Below are 20,527 nucleotides of genomic sequence, written 5' to 3' on the forward strand. Positions count from 1 at the left end.
TGACGGGTGCCATCATGTCCGACAAACGCATCGTCCGGGCGGCAGCCGTCCAGATCGCTCCCGATCTGGAACGCGCCGGCGGCACGCTCGACAAGGTCTGCGCGGCGATCGACGAGGCCGCTGGCAAGGGCGTCCAGCTGATCGTCTTTCCTGAAACATTCGTGCCGTACTACCCGTACTTCTCGTTCGTGCGGACGCCGGTCGCATCCGGCGCCGATCACATGCGGCTATACGAGCAGGCGGTGGCGGTGCCGGGCCCCGTGACGCATGCCGTTGCGGAGCGCGCGCGTCTGCACGGAATGGTGGTCGTGCTCGGCGTGAACGAGCGCGACCACGGCAGCCTGTACAACACGCAGCTGATCTTCGACGTCGACGGGCGCCTCGCGGTGAAGCGCCGCAAGATCACGCCGACGTTTCACGAGCGGATGATCTGGGGGCAGGGCGACGCGGCCGGACTCAAGGTTGCGCAGACCGGTGTCGGACGGGTCGGTGCGCTCGCGTGCTGGGAGCACTACAACCCGCTCGCCCGTTATGCGCTGATGACGCAGCACGAGGAAATTCATTGCAGTCAGTTTCCCGGCTCGCTGGTCGGCCCGATCTTTGCGGAACAGATCGAAGTCACGATCCGCCACCACGCGCTGGAAGCGGGCTGCTTTGTCGTCAATGCGACCGGCTGGCTGACGGACGCCCAGATCGAGTCGATCACGGGCGATCCGAATCTGCAGAAAGCCCTGCGCGGCGGATGCAATACCGCGATCGTGTCACCGGAGGGGCAGCATCTGGCCGAGCCCTTGCGGGAGGGCGAAGGGATGGTGATCGCCGACCTGGACATGTCGCTGATCACCAAGCGCAAGCGAATGATGGATTCGGTCGGCCACTATGCGCGGCCGGAACTGCTGAGTCTTGCCATCAACGATCGGCCGGCGACGACGGTGACCCCGATGGGGATCAGCGTGCCGGCCGCACGCGACTTCGAGGGACATTGCCATGAGCGCGAACGCGAAACCGTCGGTGCAGAGCCGGCAATTGATGACTGAACTGCAGTCGGTCGGGCTGCGCCTCGCGGATCCGCGGGTGGGCGCCGCGAGCCGGCGCGGTGGCGCCGGGCCGTCCGATCACAAGGCCGTGACGGTCGACGGCGTGACCATCATGGTGCCGGTGCACACGAGTACCGCGTGGGATTCGCCGTTCGTCGCGGCGGCGCCCGATGCGGCGGGCGTCAGCCTGCTCTCGCGCGGCACCATCCCGATCGCGAGCATCAGCTTTCCGTCGAGCCCGCGCTTCTACGCGTTGCAGACCCTGGAGGGCGTGCCGTATTCGCACATCGCGACGCTGCATGGTGCCGACGTGCTGGCGACCACGGTGTTGCAGACCTGCATTCGCTACGAGAGCCGGCGCAAGACCTGCCAGTTCTGCTCGATCGGCCAGTCGCTCGCGGCCGGCCGGACGATCGCCCGCAAGACGCCGGAACAGCTCGCCGAGGTTGCGCGCGCGGCGGTCCTGCTCGACGGCGTCAAGCACATGGTGTTGACGACCGGCACACCGCCGACGCCGGATCGCGGTGCGCGCGTGCTGTGCGAAAGCGCGTTCGCGATCAAGGCGGCCGTCGATCTCCCGATCCAGGCGCAATGCGAGCCGCCCGACGACGACAGCTGGTTCGACCGGATGAAGGCAAGCGGGATCGATACCTTGGGCATGCATCTGGAAGCCGTGACGCCGGCGGTGCGCGAACGGATCATGCCGGGCAAGGCGAGCGTGCCGCTGTCCCGATACATGGCGGCATTCCGCGCGGCCGTCGGCGTGTTCGGCCGCGGCCAGGTCAGCACCTACATCCTCGCCGGGCTCGGCGACAGCGCGGCCGCGATCCTCGACATGTCGCGCGAACTGATCGGGTTGGGCGTGTATCCGTTCGTCGTGCCGTTCGTCCCGATCAGCGGCACGCCGCTGGAGAGTCATCCCGCGCCGTCGCCGGACTTCATGCGGGCGGTGCTCGAACCGCTCGGCGCCATGTTGCGCGACGCCGGCATGCGCTCCGCCGACATCAAGGCAGGCTGCGGAAAGTGCGGCGCCTGCTCGTCGCTTTCGACCTACGAGGGGTGAGCATGTACTGCGCAGAGATGGGGCTGGCCGACTGCCGCGACACCTACCGGCCCGCCGAATACCGGATCAAATGGGCGGCGCTTCCGTGGGAAATCGACGAAGCGTACAAACTGCGCCGGGCGGTGTTCTGCATCGAGCAGGGGATCTTCGCCGGCGACGATCGCGACGATATCGATCGCCACGCGCAACTGCTGGTCGCAGTCAGCTGCTGCGCGGGGCTGCCCGAGCAGGTGGTCGGCACGGTGCGGATTCATGAAACCGTGCCCGGAACCTGGATGGGCTCGCGGCTGGCGGTGCATCCGGCGTTCCGCAGGCAGGGCAGGATCGGCTCGATGCTGATCGCACTTGCCGTCAGCAGCGCGCATGCCGAAGGTTGCCGGACCTTCGTCGCACACGTGCAATCGCAGAACGTGCCGCTGTTTCGTCGGCTTCACTGGGATGCGCTCGGCGAGGAAACGTTGTTCGGACGTCCTCATCAACTGATGCAGGCCCGGCTGGCACACTATCCGCCGTGCGGCACGCCGTTCGAGGGTTTCGTCCTGCGCTCGGAGGTGCGGCAATGAGTGTCGGCGATCGCATCGCGACGCTGCGCGCAAGTCGCGGCTTCCAGCACAAGCACGACATCTCCGGCGTGGTCGCATCGCTCGCGGCGTCATTGCCGAACGGCGAGCGGGATCTTGCACAGGCGGTGGCACTCGGCGACGACTGCGCGGCGATTCCCGACGCGGACGGTTACCTGTTGTTCGCGATCGAGGGCATGGTCGGCGATTTCGTCGAGTCGATGCCGTGGTTCGCGGGGTACAGCGGCGTGATGGCGAACATCAGCGACATCTACGCGATGGGCGGGCGGCCGATCGCCGTCGTCGATGCATTGTGGAGCGACGGAATCGACGCCGCGCGGCCGGTGCTCGCCGGGATGGCCGCGGCTGCGTCGGCGTATGGCGTGCCGATCGTCGGCGGCCACAGCAACACGCGCAGCGCGCAGGGGCAGCTTGCGGTATCGATCCTGGGCCGGGCTCGCGCGCTGCTGTCGAGCTTCAGCGCGCGGCCGGGCGATCGCCTGATGATGGCGGTCGACCTGCGTGGCGCATTCGAGGATCCGTATCCGTTCTGGAATGCGTCGGTCGGCGCGCCGCCGGCCCGGCTGCGCGGCGATCTCGAGATCCTGCCGGCGCTGGCAGAAGACGGGCTGTGCGATGCCGCGAAGGATATCTCGATGGCGGGCGTGCTCGGTACGGCGCTGATGCTCGTCGAATGCTCGCGCGTCGGCGCGCGCATCGAACTCGACGCGATTCCGCGTCCGCCCGGCGTCGACTTCGATCGCTGGCTGACGGCCTTTCCGAGCTACGGGTTCCTGATGTCGGTCCGGCCGGCGCATGCCGACGCGATCGTGGAACGCTTCGCGGCGCGCGGGCTCGCGTGCGCCGTGATTGGCGATATCGACGCCACGCGCGAGGTCGTCGTCGAAGAAGCGGGCGAAACGGCGGTGCTGTGGGATTTCCGGATCGAACCGTTTATGACCGGCGGCGGAGGTGTCCGATGAGTGGCGATGCGTTGCGCATCGCGCTGCTGACCCATTCGGTGAATCCGCGCGGCGGTGTCGTGCACGCACTTGAACTCGCCAGTGCGCTGCACGAAGCGGGCAGCGACGTCACCGTGTTCGCGCCGGCCGCGCCGGGCGAGGCGATGTTCCGCGATGTCCCGTGCCGCGTCGTGCTGGCGTGCGTCGATGGCCGTCCTGGCAGCGTCGCGGAAATGGTGTCCGCGCGGATTGCCGCGATCAGGCGTGCATTGCTGGAGCACGAGGCGGGTGGGTTCGACGTTCTGCATGCACAGGACAGCATCACGGGCAATGCGCTGGCCGAGTTGCGGCAGTCAGGCGCAATAGACGGTTTCGTACGGACCGTGCATCACCTCGACGTATTCGACGACCCGCAGCTCGAACGCTGGCAGGAACGTGCGTGGCGCGCGGCGGACCAGGTGCTGTGCGTGAGCGCCGTGTGGGCGGCCACGATGCGCAAGACGTTCGGGGTCGACGCAAGCGTGGTGCCCAACGGCGTGGACGTTGCCCGGTTCTCTCGTGCGGACCAGGCGGACATGCAGGCGGTGCGGCAGCGGTATGGCCTGCACGGCGGTCCGATTGTCCTGGCGATCGGCGGGATCGAGGAGCGAAAAAACTCGATCGAGTTGCTCGAGGCGTTCGCCCGATTGCGCGGCACGATGCCCGATGCACGGCTCGTGATCGCGGGCGGCGCGAGCCTTCTCGATCACGACGCATACGCACGCCGCTTCGTCGCGCGCGCCGCTGCCCTCGGGCTGGGGATCGGCGTCGACGAACCCGTCGTGTCGACGGGGCCACTCGACGACGCGGCGCTGGTCGCGCTGATGCACTGTGCCGACGTGGTGTCGATGGTGTCGGTTCGAGAGGGATTCGGCCTGGTCGTGCTCGAGGGGCTTGCTTGCGGAAAGCCGGTCGTCGTGTCCGAAATCGAACCCTTTACCGAGTATCTGGACGAGCACGCGTGCGTGTGGGCCGATCCCGGCGATGTGGATTCGATTGCCGACGCGCTGCACGACGCGCTCTCGGGACGGCGTGTTCCCGATTTCGCACATGCCGTCCCCGCAGTGCTGAACCGCTACTCATGGGAAGCGAGTGCGCGAAGGCATCTGGATATCTACCGGGCCCGGCTGGCGCAGCGTGCGCGAGTCGTGTCCACTGAATGAGGAGGAATCATGCCGGTCATGCATTTTCGGGTTCGTTGGCCCGATCAGTCGGAAACAAATTGCTATTCGCCTTCGACCGTCGTGTCGGAATTCTTCACGCCCGAGACGCAGTACGCGCTCGACGACTTCGTCGAGCGAGCCCGACGCGCACTGGGTATCGCGTCCGATCGCGTTCGCGAGAAATACGGATTCGCGTGCTCGGCCGCGATGGACGAGCTGGCACGGATCGAAGCGAACGCGGAACGATTTGCGCCGCAGGGCGACGCGACCGTGACCGTCATCGAACTCGTTTGACGCGTATGGCACGCAGGAATCCACTGTCTTCTTCAACACACATTCAGGACTGCATCATGTCAAGCGAACCCGTTGTTTCATCCAGCCTCCCGGATTCCGATTCCCATCTGCGCGTAGCCGTCATCGGCGGCGGGCAGGCGGGGTTGTCGATCAGCTACTACCTGAAGCAGGCAGGTATCGATCATCTCGTATTCGAAAAGGAGACCGTGACGCACACGTGGCGCAAGCAGCGCTGGGACGCGTTCTGTCTCGTGACGCCGAACTGGCAGTGTGCGCTGCCGGGTTATCCGTATCGCGGTGCCGATCCGCACGGCTTCATGACGAAGGACGAGATCGTCGAGTATCTCGACGGATTCATCCGCAGCGTCGATGCACCGGTGCTGGAACATACCGCCGTCGAGCGTGTGACGCGCGACGCGGACGGACGTTATCGCATCGCGACGTCGCGCGGCGCGTACACGGCGGATCAGGTCGTCGTTGCATCGGGCGGCTACCATCGGCCGATCGTGCCGCGGATGGCCGAGCGGTTGCCGGCAACGATCGTCCAGATCCAGTCGTCGGAATACCGGAATCCGGCCGCATTGCCGGACGGGCCGGTTCTCGTGGTCGGATCGGGACAGTCGGGCGCGCAGATCGCGGAAGACCTCCACCTCGCCGGGCGGAAGGTGTTCCTCGCGGTGGGCGATGCACCGCGCTGTGCCCGTTTCTACCGGGGCAGGGACGTCGTCGACTGGCTGGCCGACATGCAGTACTACGACATGCCGGTCGATGCGCATCCGCTGCGCGAAGGCGTGCGCGACAATACCAACCACTATGTGACCGGCCGCGATGGCGGGCGCGATATCGATCTACGCCGCTTTGCGGCCGAAGGGATGGAACTGTACGGCCGGCTGGAGGATTTCGCGGGCGGGCAGTTGCGCTTCTCCGCGGATCTGTCGGCGCAGCTCGACAGCGCCGACGATACGTATAACCGGATCAATGCCGGCATCGATGCCCATATCGAGAAGAACGGGATCGCGGCGCCGCCGGCGACGCGCTACGAGCCCGTGTGGCGTCCGGCCGGCGAGCGCACGGCGCTCGATCTCGCGGCCAGCGGCATCGCATCGGTCGTCTGGTGCATCGGCTTCACTCCGGATTTCAGCTGGCTGGATGCGCCGGTATTCAACGGCCGCGGTTATCCCGCGCACCGGCGCGGTGTGACGCCGGTTCCGGGGCTCTACTTCGTCGGGCTGCCGTGGCTATATACGTGGGGTTCCGGGCGATTCTCCGGGGTGGCGCGCGATGCCGCCCATATCGTCGACCAGATCCAGGTCGGGACGACGGCCGCGCGACGCTCGGCCGAAGGCCTGGCCGCCTGACGCCGATGCATACCGCCATCCATCGCTATCGGGCCGGCATGCCGCAACTCGCGCACACGGGGCTCGCGGAGAACTGGCTGCTCAAGGAGTGCGGGCAGCGTCACTGGGAAGCGTTGGCCGCGCACGGCGGCCGCGACGTCCCCGAGTTCTTCGACGACGAGGGGCGGCGCGCCTATGCGTCGTTCGTTGCGGTGCACGTCGACATGAACCGCCGTCACGCGATTCGCGAGAACGACACGTTCGCGCTTCATGTCGCGCTTCGCAGGGTCGGCCCGATTCGCCATTTCAGCGAGCAGCGGATCCGGCACGGCGACGACGAAGCCGGTATCGTGCGGATGATGTCGACGTTCGTGACGCGCGAGCACGCCGGCAGCAACCGCTCGGTGGCGAAGGCACGCATGACCGGCATCGACGGCCGCACCGGACCGGTCCCGGCCGATGCGCTGGCGATGGCGGAACGTGCGAAGAAGTTGCGCGTGCGGGATGCGTCGATCGTGCCGGCGCTCGCCGGCCTCGCGGAGGGCGACGGCGCAAGCGTCTCGTTTCTGCCGTGCCCGAACATGGATTTCAATGGCGCGGACCTGCTTTACTTCGCCAGCTTCCAGGCATTCGTCGACCGCGCGGAATGGCAGCATTACCGCTTCGAGCAGGCACCCGTGCTGGCGGCGCGTCAACTGTACTTTCATGGAAATCTCGACATCGGCGATTCGTTGACCGTGCGTTTCGCGCGTGCTCGATCCGATGCGGATGGCCTGTTGCACTGGAGCGAAATCGTGCGCGACGGCGACGGGACGAAGATTGCCGATGTGATCACGCAAAAGCGCTGGAGTCGGGCATGAACGAAGCGGCATGCAAGGAGCCGGGCACCGGCGTGGAGAACGTCGCGCGGAACGATCGAGGCGCGCGCGCGGTGCCGCTGCGGAAACTCTACACGCGCAGCGATCTCGACGCCGTCGCGCATCTCGACGGCATGCCCGGAGCGTGGCCCTATGTGCGCGGGCCGTACGCGTCGATGTATACCGATCGCCCATGGACGATCCGGCAATACACGGGGCATGCCGACGCCGCAGATTCCAATCTCGCGTTTCGCACGGCACTCGAGCAGGGCGCGCAGGGGTTGTCCGTGGCATTCGACCTGGCAACGCAGCGGGGCTACGACTCGGACTGCACCGAGGCGCGGGCCGACGTCGGCTTGGCCGGCGTCGCGATCGATACGGTCGAGGACATGGTGCGGCTGTTCGACGGCATTGCGCTCGACGCCACGACCGTGTCGATGACGATGAATGGCGCGGTCCTGCCGATCATGGCGGCGTTCGTCGTGGCCGCCGAGGAGCAGGGCGTGCCGCCCGAGCGGATCGGCGGAACGATTCAGAACGACATCCTGAAGGAGTACATGGTCCGTAATACGTGGATCTTCGAGCCGGAGCCGTCGATGCGGATCGTCGCCGACGTCGCGTTGTGGCTCGCGCGGCATGCGCCGCGCTTCAACGCGCTGTCGGTGTCGGGATATCACTTCCAGGAAGCCGGCGCCGATGCCGTGCTCGAGCTCGCGCTGACGCTGTCGAACGCGCGCGCGTACGTCGACACGCTGGCCGCACGCGGCATGCCTGCGGATGAAGCCTGCTCCCGTTTGAGCTTTTTCTTCGGCGTCGGCAGCGATTTCTATACGGAAATCGCCAAGCTGCGCGCGGTGCGCCTGCTGTGGGCGGAGATCGCACACGCGTGCGGCGCGCGTTCGCCCCGGGCGTGTGCACTGCGCATGCATTGTCAGACGTCGGGCTGGTCGTTGACGGCACAGGAGCCGGAAAACAACATCGTTCGCGTGACGGCGCAGGCGATGGCCGCGGCGTTCGGCGGCACGCAGTCGCTGCACACGAATGCGTACGATGAAGCGCTTGCGTTGCCTTCCGCGGCGGCGGCGCGCCTCGCGCGCAATACGCAGCTGATTCTGCAGCATGAAACGGGACTGTGCGACACGGTCGATCCGTGGGCCGGCTCGTACATGATGGAGTCGCTGACGGACGACATCGCGACACGCGTGCGCGCCGAGCTGGCCGCCATCGACGCGCAGGGCGGCGTGATCGCCGCGATCGAGTCCGGCTGGGTCAAGCGGCGCTTGCTGCGCGCCGCGGCCGCGACGCAGGCACTGGTCGATTCCGGGCGCCGGACCGTGGTTGGCGTGAACCGTTTCGTCGCGGACGAAACGACTGGCGAATTCATGGTGTGCGAGATCGACGGCCGTCATGTGCGTGCCGGGCAGGCGCGGCGAATCGCAGCCGTCAAGGCCGCGCGCGATCCGGCGCGGGTTGCGACGGCGTTGCAGCGGCTGGCCGATGCCGCGCGCGACGGCACCGGAAACCTGCTGGCACTGGCGATCGACTGCATGCGGGCACGTGCGACCGTCGGGGAGTGTACGCGCGCGCTGGAATCGGTATGGCCGCGGCATGTCGTGGCGGTGGAAGCGGACGGCGAGGGCGTCTACGGCGAACATCGGCGAGACGACGCTGCATGGCGGGCGGCGAAGGGCTGCGTCGACCGGCTGGCGAAACGCGTGGGACGCAGGCCGCGCATCATGATCGCCAAGCTCGGCCAGGACGGGCACGACCGCGGTGCAGCCGTCGTCGCAGCTGCGCTCGAGGACGCCGGATTCGACGTCCTGCGCCTGCCGCTGTTTCAGCAGCCGGCATGTGTGGCGGCTGCCGCGCAGGCGTATGGCGCCGACATCGTGGGCATTTCGTCGTTGTCGGGTGCCCACCTCGAACTGGTCGAGGGGCTACTCCACGCACTGGCGTCGTATGACGCCGCGATTCAGGTGGTGTTGGGCGGAATCTTTCCCGTGGCGGATGCGCGACACCTGAAGATGAAGGGTGTCGCGGCGACGTTCGGGCCCGGCGCACCGATCGACGCTATCGCCGAAGCGCTGTGCGCATGTATCGAGCGGGCTCGGTGTGGACACCTGGCGGCGGGCGCCAACTGACGCGGGGCGGCCGGCCGTTCGGGCGACAGGGGGCATCTCGCGAACGAGCGGTGGGTGCCGTGTAACGCGATCACGGCGACGCCCTCGGCCGCGCGCACGCCCAGGCCAGCGTCGAGCGCGAATAGCGGTTTTATGGTGGCGACTCGTGTGGCCGGTGCCGGGTCGTCCTGGCTGGCCTTGCTCGTCGGTGGCGCGTGTCTCGCACGGGATGCCGCGCGCTGCGCGACGCACACGGGATTCGTTATTTGCGCGCGGCAGCGAAGCATCCCAGTAATCGGTATTTTGGGCGCGCTGGAGGTTGACTAAGATCAAACCCTCGGGCGGACACCCGTATCGTCAACCGGTCCGCCCGCGCCCGGACCATGGACAACCCTACAGATTCCCCACCGCTCATTTCGCTGCCGGAAAGCGAGCATCGCCCACTCTCGGTGCGCGCGAAGGCGCTCGTGTTCGCCGATCCCGCATCGCGTGCCGTGCTGCGCTTCGTCGAGCAGATCGGGCCCAGTGCCGCGCCCGCGCTGATCCTCGGCGAGACGGGCACTGGCGCGTTTCGGCAGTCCGGCGGCGTCTATGCCGCGCTGCAGGTCGCGGGCGCGATTGCGGCGGTCGCGATCCTGTTGTTCGTCGCGCGTATCGAGATCTCGCGTGTGCGGCTTGGAATCGTCGCATTCGTCGCGATCGCGGCCGGCGGCCTCGCGATGGGCATGGCGGGTTCGATTGCGGTGAACGCCACCGGTTTCCTGTTGGTTGTCGGCTTCGACAAGATGTTCAACGCGTACATACGCAGTGCACGGCAGGCCATCATCCCGCCTCGGGACTACGGCAAGACGACGGGTGTCATCGTCTTGCTGAATAACGCGACGCAGCCGCTTGCCGGGCTGCTTGTGGGGCGCTTTTCCGGCCACGGGCGCGTTGCGCCCGTCGTGACGTTGACCTCGATCGTCATGGCGATACCGGGTGGCGCGGTCGTTGCCATTGGCGCCGGCCGGGCGCGATCGACCGCACGCGTTTCGGATTGACACCTGACGCCCGGTGTATTTGCCAGTCGTGCCTGTCCTGCCGTACGTGACGACTTCCATTGTGTTGACGTCGTGCGCCGGATCGTCGTGCGTGCGCTCGTGCCAGATCATCGTCAACGCGAACGGTGCGACCTCGACTGGCAGCGGCACCAGCGTGACCGGCATCGACAACGCGACGTGCTGCGTGAGGCGGCGCGGCAGCACCACCTTCATGTCGCTCTTCGCGACGATCATCAGGGTCGCCGTACGTCGCGACGTATTCGTCGCGCGGCGGCCCCTAGAAATCCGAACGCACGGTCAACATCACGTTGCGCGCATCGCCGAATACGCTGTAATAGGTGCTGGGCGGACGAATGTAGTACCTGCGATTGAACACGTTATTCAATTGCAAGGACGCCGTCACGTGCTTGGTGAAACGATATCCCGCTTGTGCGTCGAAAACCGCATAGCCACCCTGTTCGACGCCACGGGAAATCCGCGTTTGGGCGAGCATGCCGCCCCCGATCGAGAATCCGCGTAACGGGCCTTGCGAGAGCGTATATCGGGTCCACAGCTTGAACAAATGCTTCGGATCCGTGCCGTCGGTGAGATCGGGCGAGTCGTTCTCGTAGTGTGCGTTCAGATACGTGTAGCCAGCATAGAGATTCCAGTCCGGCGTCGGCTGGCCAGTGAGTTCGAGCTCGATACCCTGATTGCGTGCCTTGCCTGCGGACACGTAATAGAACTGATGGGCAGGATCGGCAACGGCGCGGTTGTCGTCGTTGATGCGGAACAGCGCGGCGTTCGCATTCAGGCGGCCATCGAGCAGGCTGCTTTTTATGCCTACTTCGTACTGCTCACCCGAGCGCGGCGGCAGGCCCGGCCCCGAGTACGTGCCTTGCGTTTGCGCATCGAGGAAACGCGCATAGTTGGCATAGGCCGTCAGCGACGGCACGATGTCCCACAGCAAGCCGGCGGACGGCAGGAAGCGATGATTGACCTGTGCGTTGGTCGTCCAGTCCGCGACGCTCGGCAACGTCGACTGCGTGCGGTCTTGCAGGAACGCCTCGCGGCCGCCGAGCACGAGCGTCAGCGGCGTGGCGAGCTTGATACGCGCCTGCGCATAGACGCCGTATTGCACGGTGCGGTGATTGGTGCCGAACGTGTACGGTACGTCCACGGCGGGTACCGCATTGGGATCGTAGAGACTGTAGGCGCCACCGTACGGGCCGCTCAACGCGCGGTAACCCGATTGCGCGCCCGATGTCATCACGGCGTAGTTCGCGCCGATGGTCAGCGTATGCGTCTGTCCCCAGAAGCGGACCGGGCCGGATACATTGGTGTCCGCGCCGAACCAGTCATAGCTCGTGCGCTGCCGCTGGTCTCCGAAGCGCGCGAGGCCGTTTGCGGTCGCACCGGGGCCGGAGTACGCGTAGTAGGCCTTGGAGAGTTCGTGGCGGTAGAACAGCGTGGTCGAAGATTGCCACGCGTTTTCGAACCGATGCACGAGGTTGGCGTTGACCTCCTGCAACGAGGTGTACGCGTAGTTCCAGCTCGGACTGAAGTTCCGCGTGTATTCGCTCGGCACGCGCCCGGTGAGCGCGGTACGCGTGCTGTTCAGCACGCCGCCGGCACCGTAATCGATGCCGGAAATCGGCGAGACCTGATAGCCGCCCGAGAACGACAGCGTCGTGCGCGGCGTGAGGTCCCAATCGAGCGCACCATAGGCCATCACCTCCTTGCTGCGCGTGCGCTCTATGGATTGCGTACCGGTGCTGCCCACGAGAACGGCGCGTCCGCGCAGCGTGCCGTCCTTGTTCAGCGGCCCGGTGACGTCGATCATCTGGCGCACGCTGCCGAACGAATCGACCTGTGTTTCCGTGCCGACGTGGAACTGATCCTGGGGGCGCTTGCGCACGAGATTGACGACGCCGCCCGGCTCGCCCATGCCATCGATCGAGCCTGCCGGGCCGCGCAGGATCTCGACGCGGTCGTACATCGCCAGATCGAATTGCAACTGGTACTGCAGGCCGCTCAGTGTCGGGACCCCATCGAATTCAATGCCGAGCTGCGAGCCGCGCGCGCGGAAGTACGCGGTACCGTCGCCGTAGTCGATCGAACTGACGCCGGTCACGGAGCGCAACGCCTGCTGGATGGTCGTGACGTTCTGGTCGTCCATCCGCTCGCGCGTGAGCACCGAGACCGAGTTCGGCGTCTCCTTGATCGATTGCGCGACCTTTCCGCCGATGGTGGCCCACTTAGCAGCGTAGTTGCCGCTGCCTTCGGTTGTCGCGTCGGCGTCCTTTGTGCCCACCACCGTCAAGACGGGCAGCATGCCGCCGGCCGGGGCGGGCGAGCCTTGCGCGTTCGCCCACGAGGAGGCGAGGCACAGCGCCGAAAAGGCGAGCGGGGCACCGCTGCGTCGTCCCGTCGTCACGCGCCGCGCGCGCGGGTGGTCTATTCTCGTTGTCATGGTTGATCATCCCGATGTTGAAAAAACGTCGAACTGCTTCCTCCCGCCAGCGGCGGGTTGAAAAATGGGGGGGACGATCTTTATCGACGGGCATCTGACGGCCTCGTCTGTCCTGAATCCATGCACTACCGAACAATCGCGGGACCGACATCGTGGTCGATCCCGCGACCCGCGACGCAATTACCGCCGCAACCCGCGCAGCATCACGAGCGCGACGAGCCACGGTCCGCCGAGCAGCGTGGCGACGAGGCCGGTCGCGATTTCCTGCGGAAAAGCGATCTGCCGCCCGAGCCAGTCCGCCGTCACCATCAGCAGCGCGCCGAGGGTTGCGGCCAGATAGAGCTGCGGCACGGGGCGGCGCGCACCGGAAAACCGTGCGATATGCGGCGCGATCAGCCCGACGAACGACAACGGCCCGACAATCACGGTAGCCGCCGCCGTTGACATGGCCGCCAGCAGCAGCAATGCGAAGCGCGCGCGACCCACGGGCACGCCGACGCTCGCCGCGACGTCCGTGCCGAGCGCCAGAGCGGCGAGCCAGCGTCCGGTCAGCGGTGCAACGGCGAGCGTGAGGAGCGCGAGTGCCGCGATGCTCCATGCGATGTCGGGCGCGACGTAGTAGGTGGATCCGATCAGCAGATCGACGAGCACGCCCGCGCGCGGATCGCCGCTTGACATCAGCGCGCCGACTACCGTGTTGAACAGCGCACTGATCGACAGCCCGACGAGCAGCAGGCGCTCGGGCGCGAATCGCGCGCGCCGTCCGAACCAGACGAGCAGCACCAACGTCGCGAACGTGCCGGCCACGCAGCCTGCCACCAGCGCGGCGGGAACGAGGCGGTGACCGAGAAACAGCACGGCGACCATGCCGAACATGCCGCCGGAACCCACACCGAGCACGTCGGGACTCGCCATCGGATTCGCGCTCATGCGTTGCAGCAGTGTTCCCGCGACTGCCAGCAGAGCGCCCGCCGCCAGCGCCGCGACGAGGTGAGGGCCGCGCCAGAACAGCAGGCTTTCGATTTGCGTGAGCGTTGCGACGCTCGTGCCGGTGGGGCCGCGAGAGACCGCCAGCGACAGCAGGCATGCGAGCGGCAGCAGCATGGCCCACACCAGCGCCATCGCACGAGGCGCGCGGCGATCATGCCGGGGGCCCGCTGCAGCATGCGCATCGGGCCGCGTGCGCAAACGCGGCAGCAACGCGACGAGCAGCGGCACGCCCACGATCGCGGTCGCGCTTCCGGTTGCGATCACGTGCGCGGAAAACAGGTCGGCCCGCGCGGCCGTGCGCACGATTTCATCGGTGAGCCACAGCAGCGCCGCGCCGGTGAGCGGTGACCACACGAGCCGCGCGCGCAATTGCCGCGCGCCGGCCAGGCGGGCCAGCAACGGTGCGGCCAGGCCGATGAAGCCGATGACGCCCACTTCGGCGACCACGAACGCCGTGAGCGCGACCGCGACGAACAACGCGGCGCCGCGCACCCATCCGACCGCGACACCGAGATGGCGCGCCGTGGTGTCGCCTGCGTCGAACAGACTCAGCGGACGATAGAGCAGTGCGGCGCCGCCCGCGCAGGCGGCGAGCTGCATGCCCAGATGCAGCGTCGGTTGCCAGCCGTTCTGGTCGAGCGCGCCGCCGCCCCAGATCTGCAAGCCCGCAAGCCTGTCGAAATGCACCACCGAGATCGCGAGACTGATTGCGCCGCAGTACAGGTTCACCACCATGCCGCCGAGGATCACGCCGAGCGGCGACATACGTTGCGCCCATGCCAGCGCGAACACGACGAGCATCGCGGCCGCGCCGCCCGCGAGCGCCAGCGTGCTTCGACCCATGGCCAACCAGCCGGGCATCCAGATCGTCGCGACAGACAGCGTGAGGTACGCGCCCGGGAACACCCCGAGCGTCATGGGTTCAGCGAGCGGATTGCGCAGCACCTGTTGCATCAGCGCGCCCGCGAGACCGAGTGCGGCGCCGCACAGCAGCGTCATCGCGACGCGTGGCAGCAGACTGTAGTGGACGAGCAAGGCCCCCACGTCCTGCGTGTCGGCGGTGGCCGCGAGCGCGCGCCAAAAGGATGCGCCCGCCAGTGCGCGATGCACGTCCGTGCCGGTGAGGCAGGCGGCGAGTACGGCCATGGCGCCGACCAGCGCCAGGCGCCGATCGCTTGTCCGCGCGACGCGTCCGGCCAGCACGAGGTTACGCAAGGCTGCCTCCGCCGTGCTCAAGTGTGGCGAGGGCGATCGAGACGGCCGAGGCGAAGCGCTGCATCGACACGAGTCCGCCGAAGGCCGCGATCACCGGCAGTACTGCGACGCGTTTCTCGCGCACGGCAGGCAACGCACGCCACAACGGGCTCTGGTTCAGCGCGGCACGCACGTCGGCGCGCAGCGGCCCGATCAGCAGAATGTCCGCGTGCGGGACATCGAACAGGCGTTCCAGCGCGACGGTGGCCGAGCCGGTTACGGAGGTGCGCCATGGTGTGGAGGCCGCGCGGCTCGCCGCGTCGCGAGGATGGGCAGCATTGTCGACACCGATGCGCGCGAGCACGTCGTCGAACAGGCTACCCGTGCCATAGACGCGAAAATGTCGCTCGTCGAGTGCTTCGGCGACGATCACGGCGCGCGCCGGGTGAGCCCCGGTGCTCGCGATCCGGGTGGCCACCGACGCGAATTCCCGTTGCGCGGCGGCGATCAGCTCGGTGGCGCATAGCGGCGCATCGATCGCGCGCCCCATCGCGGATGTTTCGTCGCAGAGCACTTCGAGCGGTCGTGCAGCGCTCATGTATGTGCCCAGCGTGAGCGTCGGCGCGATGCGTCGGAGCGGTGTCATCAGCGCCGCATGCGCAGGCGTGACGATGATGAGATCCGGCGCGAGCGCGAGCAGCACCTCGAAATTCGGTTGATAGAGCAGGCCGACATCGGCGACGCCGGGCGGCAACGGCGGCGTCACGATGCCGCTCGCATACCAGTCGGGCAACGGAATGCCGACGGGCGCGCGCCCGAGCGCGAGCAGCGTTTCCGTCAGTTCCCAGTTGAGCACCACGATGCGGTGCGGGAACCGTGTGACCGCGGCAGCGACGCATGCCGCGGAGAACCGTGGGCCTGAGCCGGCGAGCGCGGTGAGCGCGACGAGCAGTTGCCGGCGGCGCGGATTCGCAACGAGCAGGTTCATGCCGGAAACCCCAGGCGCCGCCCGCTGACCGGATCGGCGCTCACGCGCATCGGCACGCCGTAGATCGATTCGAGGTGTACCGGGTCCATGATGTCGGCGGCGCGTTCGCGCATCAGCAGACGGCCCTCGCGCAGCGCAACGATACGGTCGCAGAACCGCGCGGCCATGTTCACGTCGTGCAGGACGACGACGGCGCTCATCGCCCTCGTCGCGCAGAGCGTGCGCACGAGTTCGAGCACCGAGAGCTGATGGTTGAGGTCGAGCGCCGACGTCGGTTCGTCGAGCAGCATGCAGCGGCAGTCCTGTGCGACCAGCATCGCCAGCCATGCACGCTGACGCTCGCCGCCCGACAGTACGTCGACGGGGCGATCGGCGTGACGGAGCACATCCGCTGCACGCATCGCGCGCTCGACGTGCGCGGCGTCTTCGTCCCCGAAGCGTCCGAGCGCGCCATGCCACGGATAACGCCCGAGGGCGACCAGTTCGTGCACGGTCATGCCGTCGGTGGGCGGCGTCTGCTGCGGTAGATACGCGACCTGGCGCGCGAACTGGCGTGCGCCCCAGTCGGCGAGCGGCTTGCCCGCGTAGCGAATCGTGCCGGTAGTGGGGGCGAGCTGACGAGCGAGCAATTTGACGAGCGTGGATTTGCCCGAACCGTTGTGCCCGACCAGCCCGGTCACGCATGCGGGTTCGATCGCGAGATTGATCGATTGCAGCAGGGGACGGCCGCTGGCGACGTACGACACGCGTTCGAGCGAGAACGTCGCGGCATTGCCGGTGTCGCCGCATGCGGAGCGGGCTGCTTCGTCGCGCACGATATGGCTCATGCCGCGCTCGCCATGTCGTTGCCGCCCGTACGCCGCGTGTTGTCCGCGCCGGCCGTGTCCGCGGTAATCGCGGCGATGCGCCCGTTCTCGAGTTTGACGAGACGGTCGGCGAGATCGAAGTAGCGATCGTCGTGCGTGATGACCAGCACGGTCTTGCCGCGCGCCTTCAGCGCGGGCAACAGCGTGCGATAGAACACGTCCTTGAAGGCCGGGTCCTGATCGGCCGCCCATTCGTCGAAGACATAGAACGGTCGATCCTCCAGGAATGCGACCAGCAGCGCGAGGCGCTTGCGCTGACCTTGCGAAAGGGCGAGCGTGGAGAACGTGCCGCGCTCGATGCGCACCTTGTGGTCGAGTTGCAGCGCGACGAGCAACGTACGCACCATCCCTTCGCGTTCGCCGGTCAGGCCGAGCAGCGAATCGAACAGATGAAAATCGCTGAAGACCACCGAGAAACGCTGTCGATACGCGGCACGCGTCGCGTCGTCCACGGCGACGCCGTCGACGAGCAGACGTCCGCGCTCGGGCGCGTAAAGGCCGACGAGCAGCTTCGCGAGCGTGGTCTTGCCGCTGCCGTTGCCACCGACGAGATACACGAGCTCTCCGGCGTCGAACGTCAGATCGACGGGCCCGAGCGTGAACAGGCCGTCGTCGCTTTCGCGCACATAACGATGTTCGACACCTTCGAACGCGATGCGCGAGAATCCTTCGGCCGGGGCCGGGGCGGAATCGGCGTGATTGCCTGGTTCGGCAGGCAGCGCCGCTTCGAGCGCGCCGATGCGCTCGAACGCAACGCGTGCCGAGTTGAGCGACGGTAGCGCCGCGAGCAGCCCTTCGACCGGCATGATCAGATAGAGGAACACGAGCGCGTAGCCCGACATGACGTGTGCGTCGGCGCCGAACAGATGTGCGAGCACGAAAGTCGTCAGGCCGACGAAGCCGAACAGCAGCAAATTGCCCCAGCTTGCCGCGAGCGCGTGCAGCACATAGCCGCGTGTGCGCTGCACGCGCACCGCTTCCACGTGCGGTGCGAGCTCGCTGCCGACGAACGCGTCCGCGCGCGCGCGATGCAGCTTGAGTTCCTTGGCGCCGTCGAACAACGCACGAAACTGGTTCAGCAGCGTGTCCTCTCGGTCGCGCGAGGCGCGCAGATGACGCAGCGCACGGGCGCTCACCAGCTGCGTGCCGAGCGTGCCGGCCCCGAGCACGCCCAGCGCGACCGCAAGGATCGGCAGCGAGAGCATGCCAAGGTACGCGAGACAGCCGACGATCACGGCGCCCTGCATCGCAATGGAGGGCAGGCTCACGAAGAACACGACGATGCTGTCGAGATCCTGGGTCAGCGCGCCCACCGCGCGGGCCGCGCCGCACCGCTCCAGATCGCGGAACGACGCGGCGGTAATGCGTCCGATCGTCTGCATGCGCAGTTGAGCCTTGACGCGTTGACCGAGATACATGAACAGCGCCTGCGAGCCGATGCGCGTCACGAGCACCAGCGCGGCGAGCAGTACGAAGCGCATGCCCAGGTGCATCAGCTGTGCGCCCGATGCTTGCAGCGCCTGGTTGATGAGTGCCACGAGCGCCGCGTTCGCGAAGCCGCTCGCGAGACTCGCGAGCAGCGCGACCGGCAGCAACCAGCGTGAGTAGCGGAGCAATGAGGCAATCGGAGGCATAAGTCGTCGAAGGTCGTGCGGACGTGCCGGCTGCACGTGTTGTGTCTCAGAGATAAGAATGAGACGTATTAAACATGGAGGGCGGGATTTGGCCGTAACCATTGATGGATAAGGAGATTAATGCCTTCCGCAGCCGAAAGGTAGACAGGCGATATCGAATTTTTGACAGAATTTGGTGAATTTGAAATATCATGGCGCACTTCCTTTCGACCGTCTCCGATGAAGGCTTTCCTGCTCAAGCGCTATCCGCTGGCGCGGGTGCCGCTGCCGCGCCAAGTGGCCGCGACCCTCGTGAACTACCGTCAAGGCGAACGCGTGGCCTGGCATCAGCATCGCCATGGCCAGCTCGTCTTTGCAGCCAAGGGCGTCGTCCGCGTGCTCACGCCGGCCCGAACGTGGACGCTCCCGCCGTCGCGGGCGGTGTGGCTGCCGTCGGACGTCGATCACGAACTGCACGCGGTGGGCGACACCGCGCTATGCAGCGTCTATGTGGAACCCGAAGTGTTTCCGTGGCCTTGGGAAGAGCCGGCGGTCATCGCCGTGTCGGTGTTGCTGCGGGAACTCGCGCTCACGGTGGTCGACGGGGCGGATACTTATACGGCCACGAGCCGTGCCGGACTCGCCGCGTCGTTGCTGATGAAAGTGCTCGCGGAAACGCCGAGCCTCGCCGAGCCGGGTGTGCCCTTGCCGCGCGACGAGCGCCTGCTCAAGCTGTGCGAGCACATGATGAACGACCCCGCGAGCGATCTCACGCTGGACTTCTGGGGCGAGCAATTCGGCGCGAGCGGCCGTACGCTCGCGCGCCGGCTGCATGCCGAGACGGGGCTGACGTTCGTGGCCTGGCGGCAGCAGATGCGCGTCGCGGAAGCGATCACGCGCCTTGCGCTCGGCCAGTCGGTTGCGCAGGTGGCAAAGGATCTCGGGTATCGCAGCGCGAGCGCGTTCATCGTCATGTTCCGACGGATCACGGGCGAATCGCCGCAGCGATATCTCGCAGCGAGCTGAGCGGGCATGATTCGGGCCGGCCCGGCGATGCGGCGCCGCGGACGCAGGCGGCCCGAACGGGATTCGATGTCGCGCGCGCTTACCCCCGCCCGACGAACGGCATGGCCGTCGCCATGATCGTCATGTTCAGGATGTTCGTGTCCAGCGGCAGGTTCGCCATCTGGACGATCGCGTTCGCGACGTGCGTGACGTCCATGCGCGCCTCGGGTGCGAGGCTGCCGTCGGCTTGCGGGACGCCTTGCGTCATCCGTTCCGTCAGCGACGTCGCGGCGTTGCCGATGTCGATCTGGCCACACGCGATGTTGTACCGGCGGCCGTCGAGCGCCAGCGCCTTGGTGATGCCGGTCACCGCATGCTTGGTGGCCGTGTACGCGATCGTATCGGGGCGCGGCGCATGCGCCGAGATCGAGCCGTTGTTGATGATTCGGCCGCCCTGCGGCGTTTGCGCTTTCATCAGGCGCCATGCGGCCCGTGCGCACAGAAAGACGCCGGTCAGGTTCGTCGCGACGACGCCGTTCCACACGTCGAATTCGTATTCGTCGAGCGAAACTGGCGGGGCGTTGCGGCCGGCATTGTTGAACAGCACGTCGAGCCGGCCGAACTGCTGCGCGATCTGCGCAAACGCGTGGTCGACCGATGCTTCGTCGGTGACGTCCGCAGGAAACGCGTGCGCGTCGCCGCCGGCGGCGCGGATCGCGTCCTGCGTTTCGCGCAACGAGGCCTCCGTGCGACCGAGCAGCGCGACGGTGAATCCCGCCTGGGCGAGCGCGACGGCCGCTGCACGACCGATGCCGGAGCCGGCGCCGGTGACGGCTGCGAATTTCTTCGAGACAGACATGGCTTGATTTCCTGCTGGTTGAAAGAGGACGAGGCGGCCGATGACCGGGATCATCGCCGCATTCGGCAATGTAGTCGAAATGCGCGGC

17 protein-coding genes are annotated in these 20,527 nt (G+C 67.1%); 11 read left to right on the plus strand and 6 right to left on the minus strand.

Annotated elements, in window-relative coordinates:
* Positions 1 to 14 precede the first annotated feature (14 nt).
* The 10 genes from PQB87_RS23660 to PQB87_RS23705 all read left to right on the plus strand — a co-directional run bounded on the left by PQB87_RS23660 (position 15) and on the right by PQB87_RS23705 (position 10,472).
* Complete coding sequence (locus tag PQB87_RS23660; protein ID WP_060061953.1) at positions 15 to 1,037, plus strand: Nit6803 family nitrilase; 1,023 nt, start codon at positions 15 to 17, stop codon at positions 1,035 to 1,037.
* Positions 1,030 to 2,100 (plus strand): MSMEG_0568 family radical SAM protein, encoded by a 1,071-nt coding sequence (locus tag PQB87_RS23665; RefSeq protein ID WP_059697794.1) that lies wholly within the window; start codon positions 1,030 to 1,032, stop codon positions 2,098 to 2,100. Before PQB87_RS23660 ends, PQB87_RS23665 begins: the two co-directional genes overlap by 8 nt.
* Before the next feature lie 2 nt (positions 2,101 to 2,102).
* Entirely contained in the window at positions 2,103 to 2,663 is a 561-nt protein-coding gene (locus PQB87_RS23670) for an MSMEG_0567/Sll0786 family nitrogen starvation N-acetyltransferase (RefSeq protein WP_006408568.1), read from the plus strand.
* Entirely contained in the window at positions 2,660 to 3,643 is a 984-nt protein-coding gene (locus PQB87_RS23675) for a sll0787 family AIR synthase-like protein (protein WP_489244017.1), read from the plus strand. The genes PQB87_RS23670 and PQB87_RS23675 overlap by 4 nt, the downstream gene beginning before the upstream one ends.
* Positions 3,640 to 4,824: an MSMEG_0565 family glycosyltransferase gene (locus PQB87_RS23680; RefSeq protein WP_489244273.1), complete on the plus strand. Its 1,185-nt coding sequence runs from the start codon at positions 3,640 to 3,642 to the stop codon at positions 4,822 to 4,824. Before PQB87_RS23675 ends, PQB87_RS23680 begins: the two co-directional genes overlap by 4 nt.
* A gap of 9 nt (positions 4,825 to 4,833) precedes the next feature.
* Positions 4,834 to 5,118, plus strand: coding sequence for an MSMEG_0570 family nitrogen starvation response protein (locus PQB87_RS23685; RefSeq protein WP_021156903.1), 285 nt, complete (start codon positions 4,834 to 4,836; stop codon positions 5,116 to 5,118).
* 56 nt (positions 5,119 to 5,174) lie between these two features.
* Positions 5,175 to 6,476 (plus strand): MSMEG_0569 family flavin-dependent oxidoreductase, encoded by a 1,302-nt coding sequence (locus tag PQB87_RS23690; RefSeq protein ID WP_489244018.1) that lies wholly within the window; start codon positions 5,175 to 5,177, stop codon positions 6,474 to 6,476.
* Positions 6,477 to 6,481: 5 nt separating this feature from the next.
* A complete protein-coding gene (locus tag PQB87_RS23695) occupies positions 6,482 to 7,315 on the plus strand; it encodes a Pnap_2097 family protein (RefSeq protein ID WP_489244020.1) in 834 nt (277 codons plus the stop codon).
* On the plus strand, positions 7,312 to 9,453 hold the full coding sequence (gene scpA / locus PQB87_RS23700; protein WP_489244021.1) for a methylmalonyl-CoA mutase: 2,142 nt from the start codon (positions 7,312 to 7,314) through the stop codon (positions 9,451 to 9,453). The genes PQB87_RS23695 and scpA overlap by 4 nt, the downstream gene beginning before the upstream one ends.
* Positions 9,454 to 9,926: 473 nt before the next feature.
* A complete protein-coding gene (locus tag PQB87_RS23705; protein WP_502291563.1) occupies positions 9,927 to 10,472 on the plus strand; it encodes a hypothetical protein in 546 nt (181 codons plus the stop codon).
* Between the two features lie 277 nt (positions 10,473 to 10,749).
* Here PQB87_RS23705 and PQB87_RS23710 read toward each other — a convergent pair whose 3' ends face one another.
* The 5 genes from PQB87_RS23710 to PQB87_RS23730 form a co-directional block, all read right to left on the minus strand.
* Positions 10,750 to 12,924 (minus strand): TonB-dependent siderophore receptor, encoded by a 2,175-nt coding sequence (locus PQB87_RS23710; RefSeq protein WP_489244025.1) that lies wholly within the window; start codon positions 12,922 to 12,924, stop codon positions 10,750 to 10,752.
* A 180-nt stretch (positions 12,925 to 13,104) separates the two neighbouring features.
* Positions 13,105 to 15,129, minus strand: coding sequence for a Fe(3+)-hydroxamate ABC transporter permease FhuB (fhuB, locus tag PQB87_RS23715; RefSeq protein ID WP_489244026.1), 2,025 nt, complete (start codon positions 15,127 to 15,129; stop codon positions 13,105 to 13,107).
* Positions 15,122 to 16,096, minus strand: a complete 975-nt coding sequence (locus PQB87_RS23720) for an ABC transporter substrate-binding protein (RefSeq protein ID WP_111940855.1) — start codon at positions 16,094 to 16,096, stop codon at positions 15,122 to 15,124. Before PQB87_RS23720 ends, fhuB begins: the two co-directional genes overlap by 8 nt.
* On the minus strand, positions 16,093 to 16,923 hold the full coding sequence (locus tag PQB87_RS23725; RefSeq protein WP_153489341.1) for an ABC transporter ATP-binding protein: 831 nt from the start codon (positions 16,921 to 16,923) through the stop codon (positions 16,093 to 16,095). Before PQB87_RS23725 ends, PQB87_RS23720 begins: the two co-directional genes overlap by 4 nt.
* Positions 16,920 to 18,596 (minus strand): cyclic peptide export ABC transporter, encoded by a 1,677-nt coding sequence (locus PQB87_RS23730; RefSeq protein WP_153489342.1) that lies wholly within the window; start codon positions 18,594 to 18,596, stop codon positions 16,920 to 16,922. The genes PQB87_RS23725 and PQB87_RS23730 overlap by 4 nt, the downstream gene beginning before the upstream one ends.
* 219 nt (positions 18,597 to 18,815) lie before the next feature.
* Here PQB87_RS23730 and PQB87_RS23735 point away from each other — a divergent pair, with 219 nt between their 5' ends.
* The gene (locus PQB87_RS23735; RefSeq protein WP_124531797.1) at positions 18,816 to 19,601 is read left to right on the plus strand and encodes an AraC family transcriptional regulator; all 786 of its coding nucleotides are present in this window, start codon (positions 18,816 to 18,818) and stop codon (positions 19,599 to 19,601) included.
* A 79-nt stretch (positions 19,602 to 19,680) separates the two neighbouring features.
* Here PQB87_RS23735 and PQB87_RS23740 read toward each other — a convergent pair whose 3' ends face one another.
* Positions 19,681 to 20,439, minus strand: a complete 759-nt coding sequence (locus PQB87_RS23740) for an SDR family oxidoreductase (RefSeq protein WP_489244028.1) — start codon at positions 20,437 to 20,439, stop codon at positions 19,681 to 19,683.
* Positions 20,440 to 20,527: the final 88 nt, after the last annotated feature.

It is taken from the genome of Burkholderia sp. KL41, assembly GCF_057005415.2.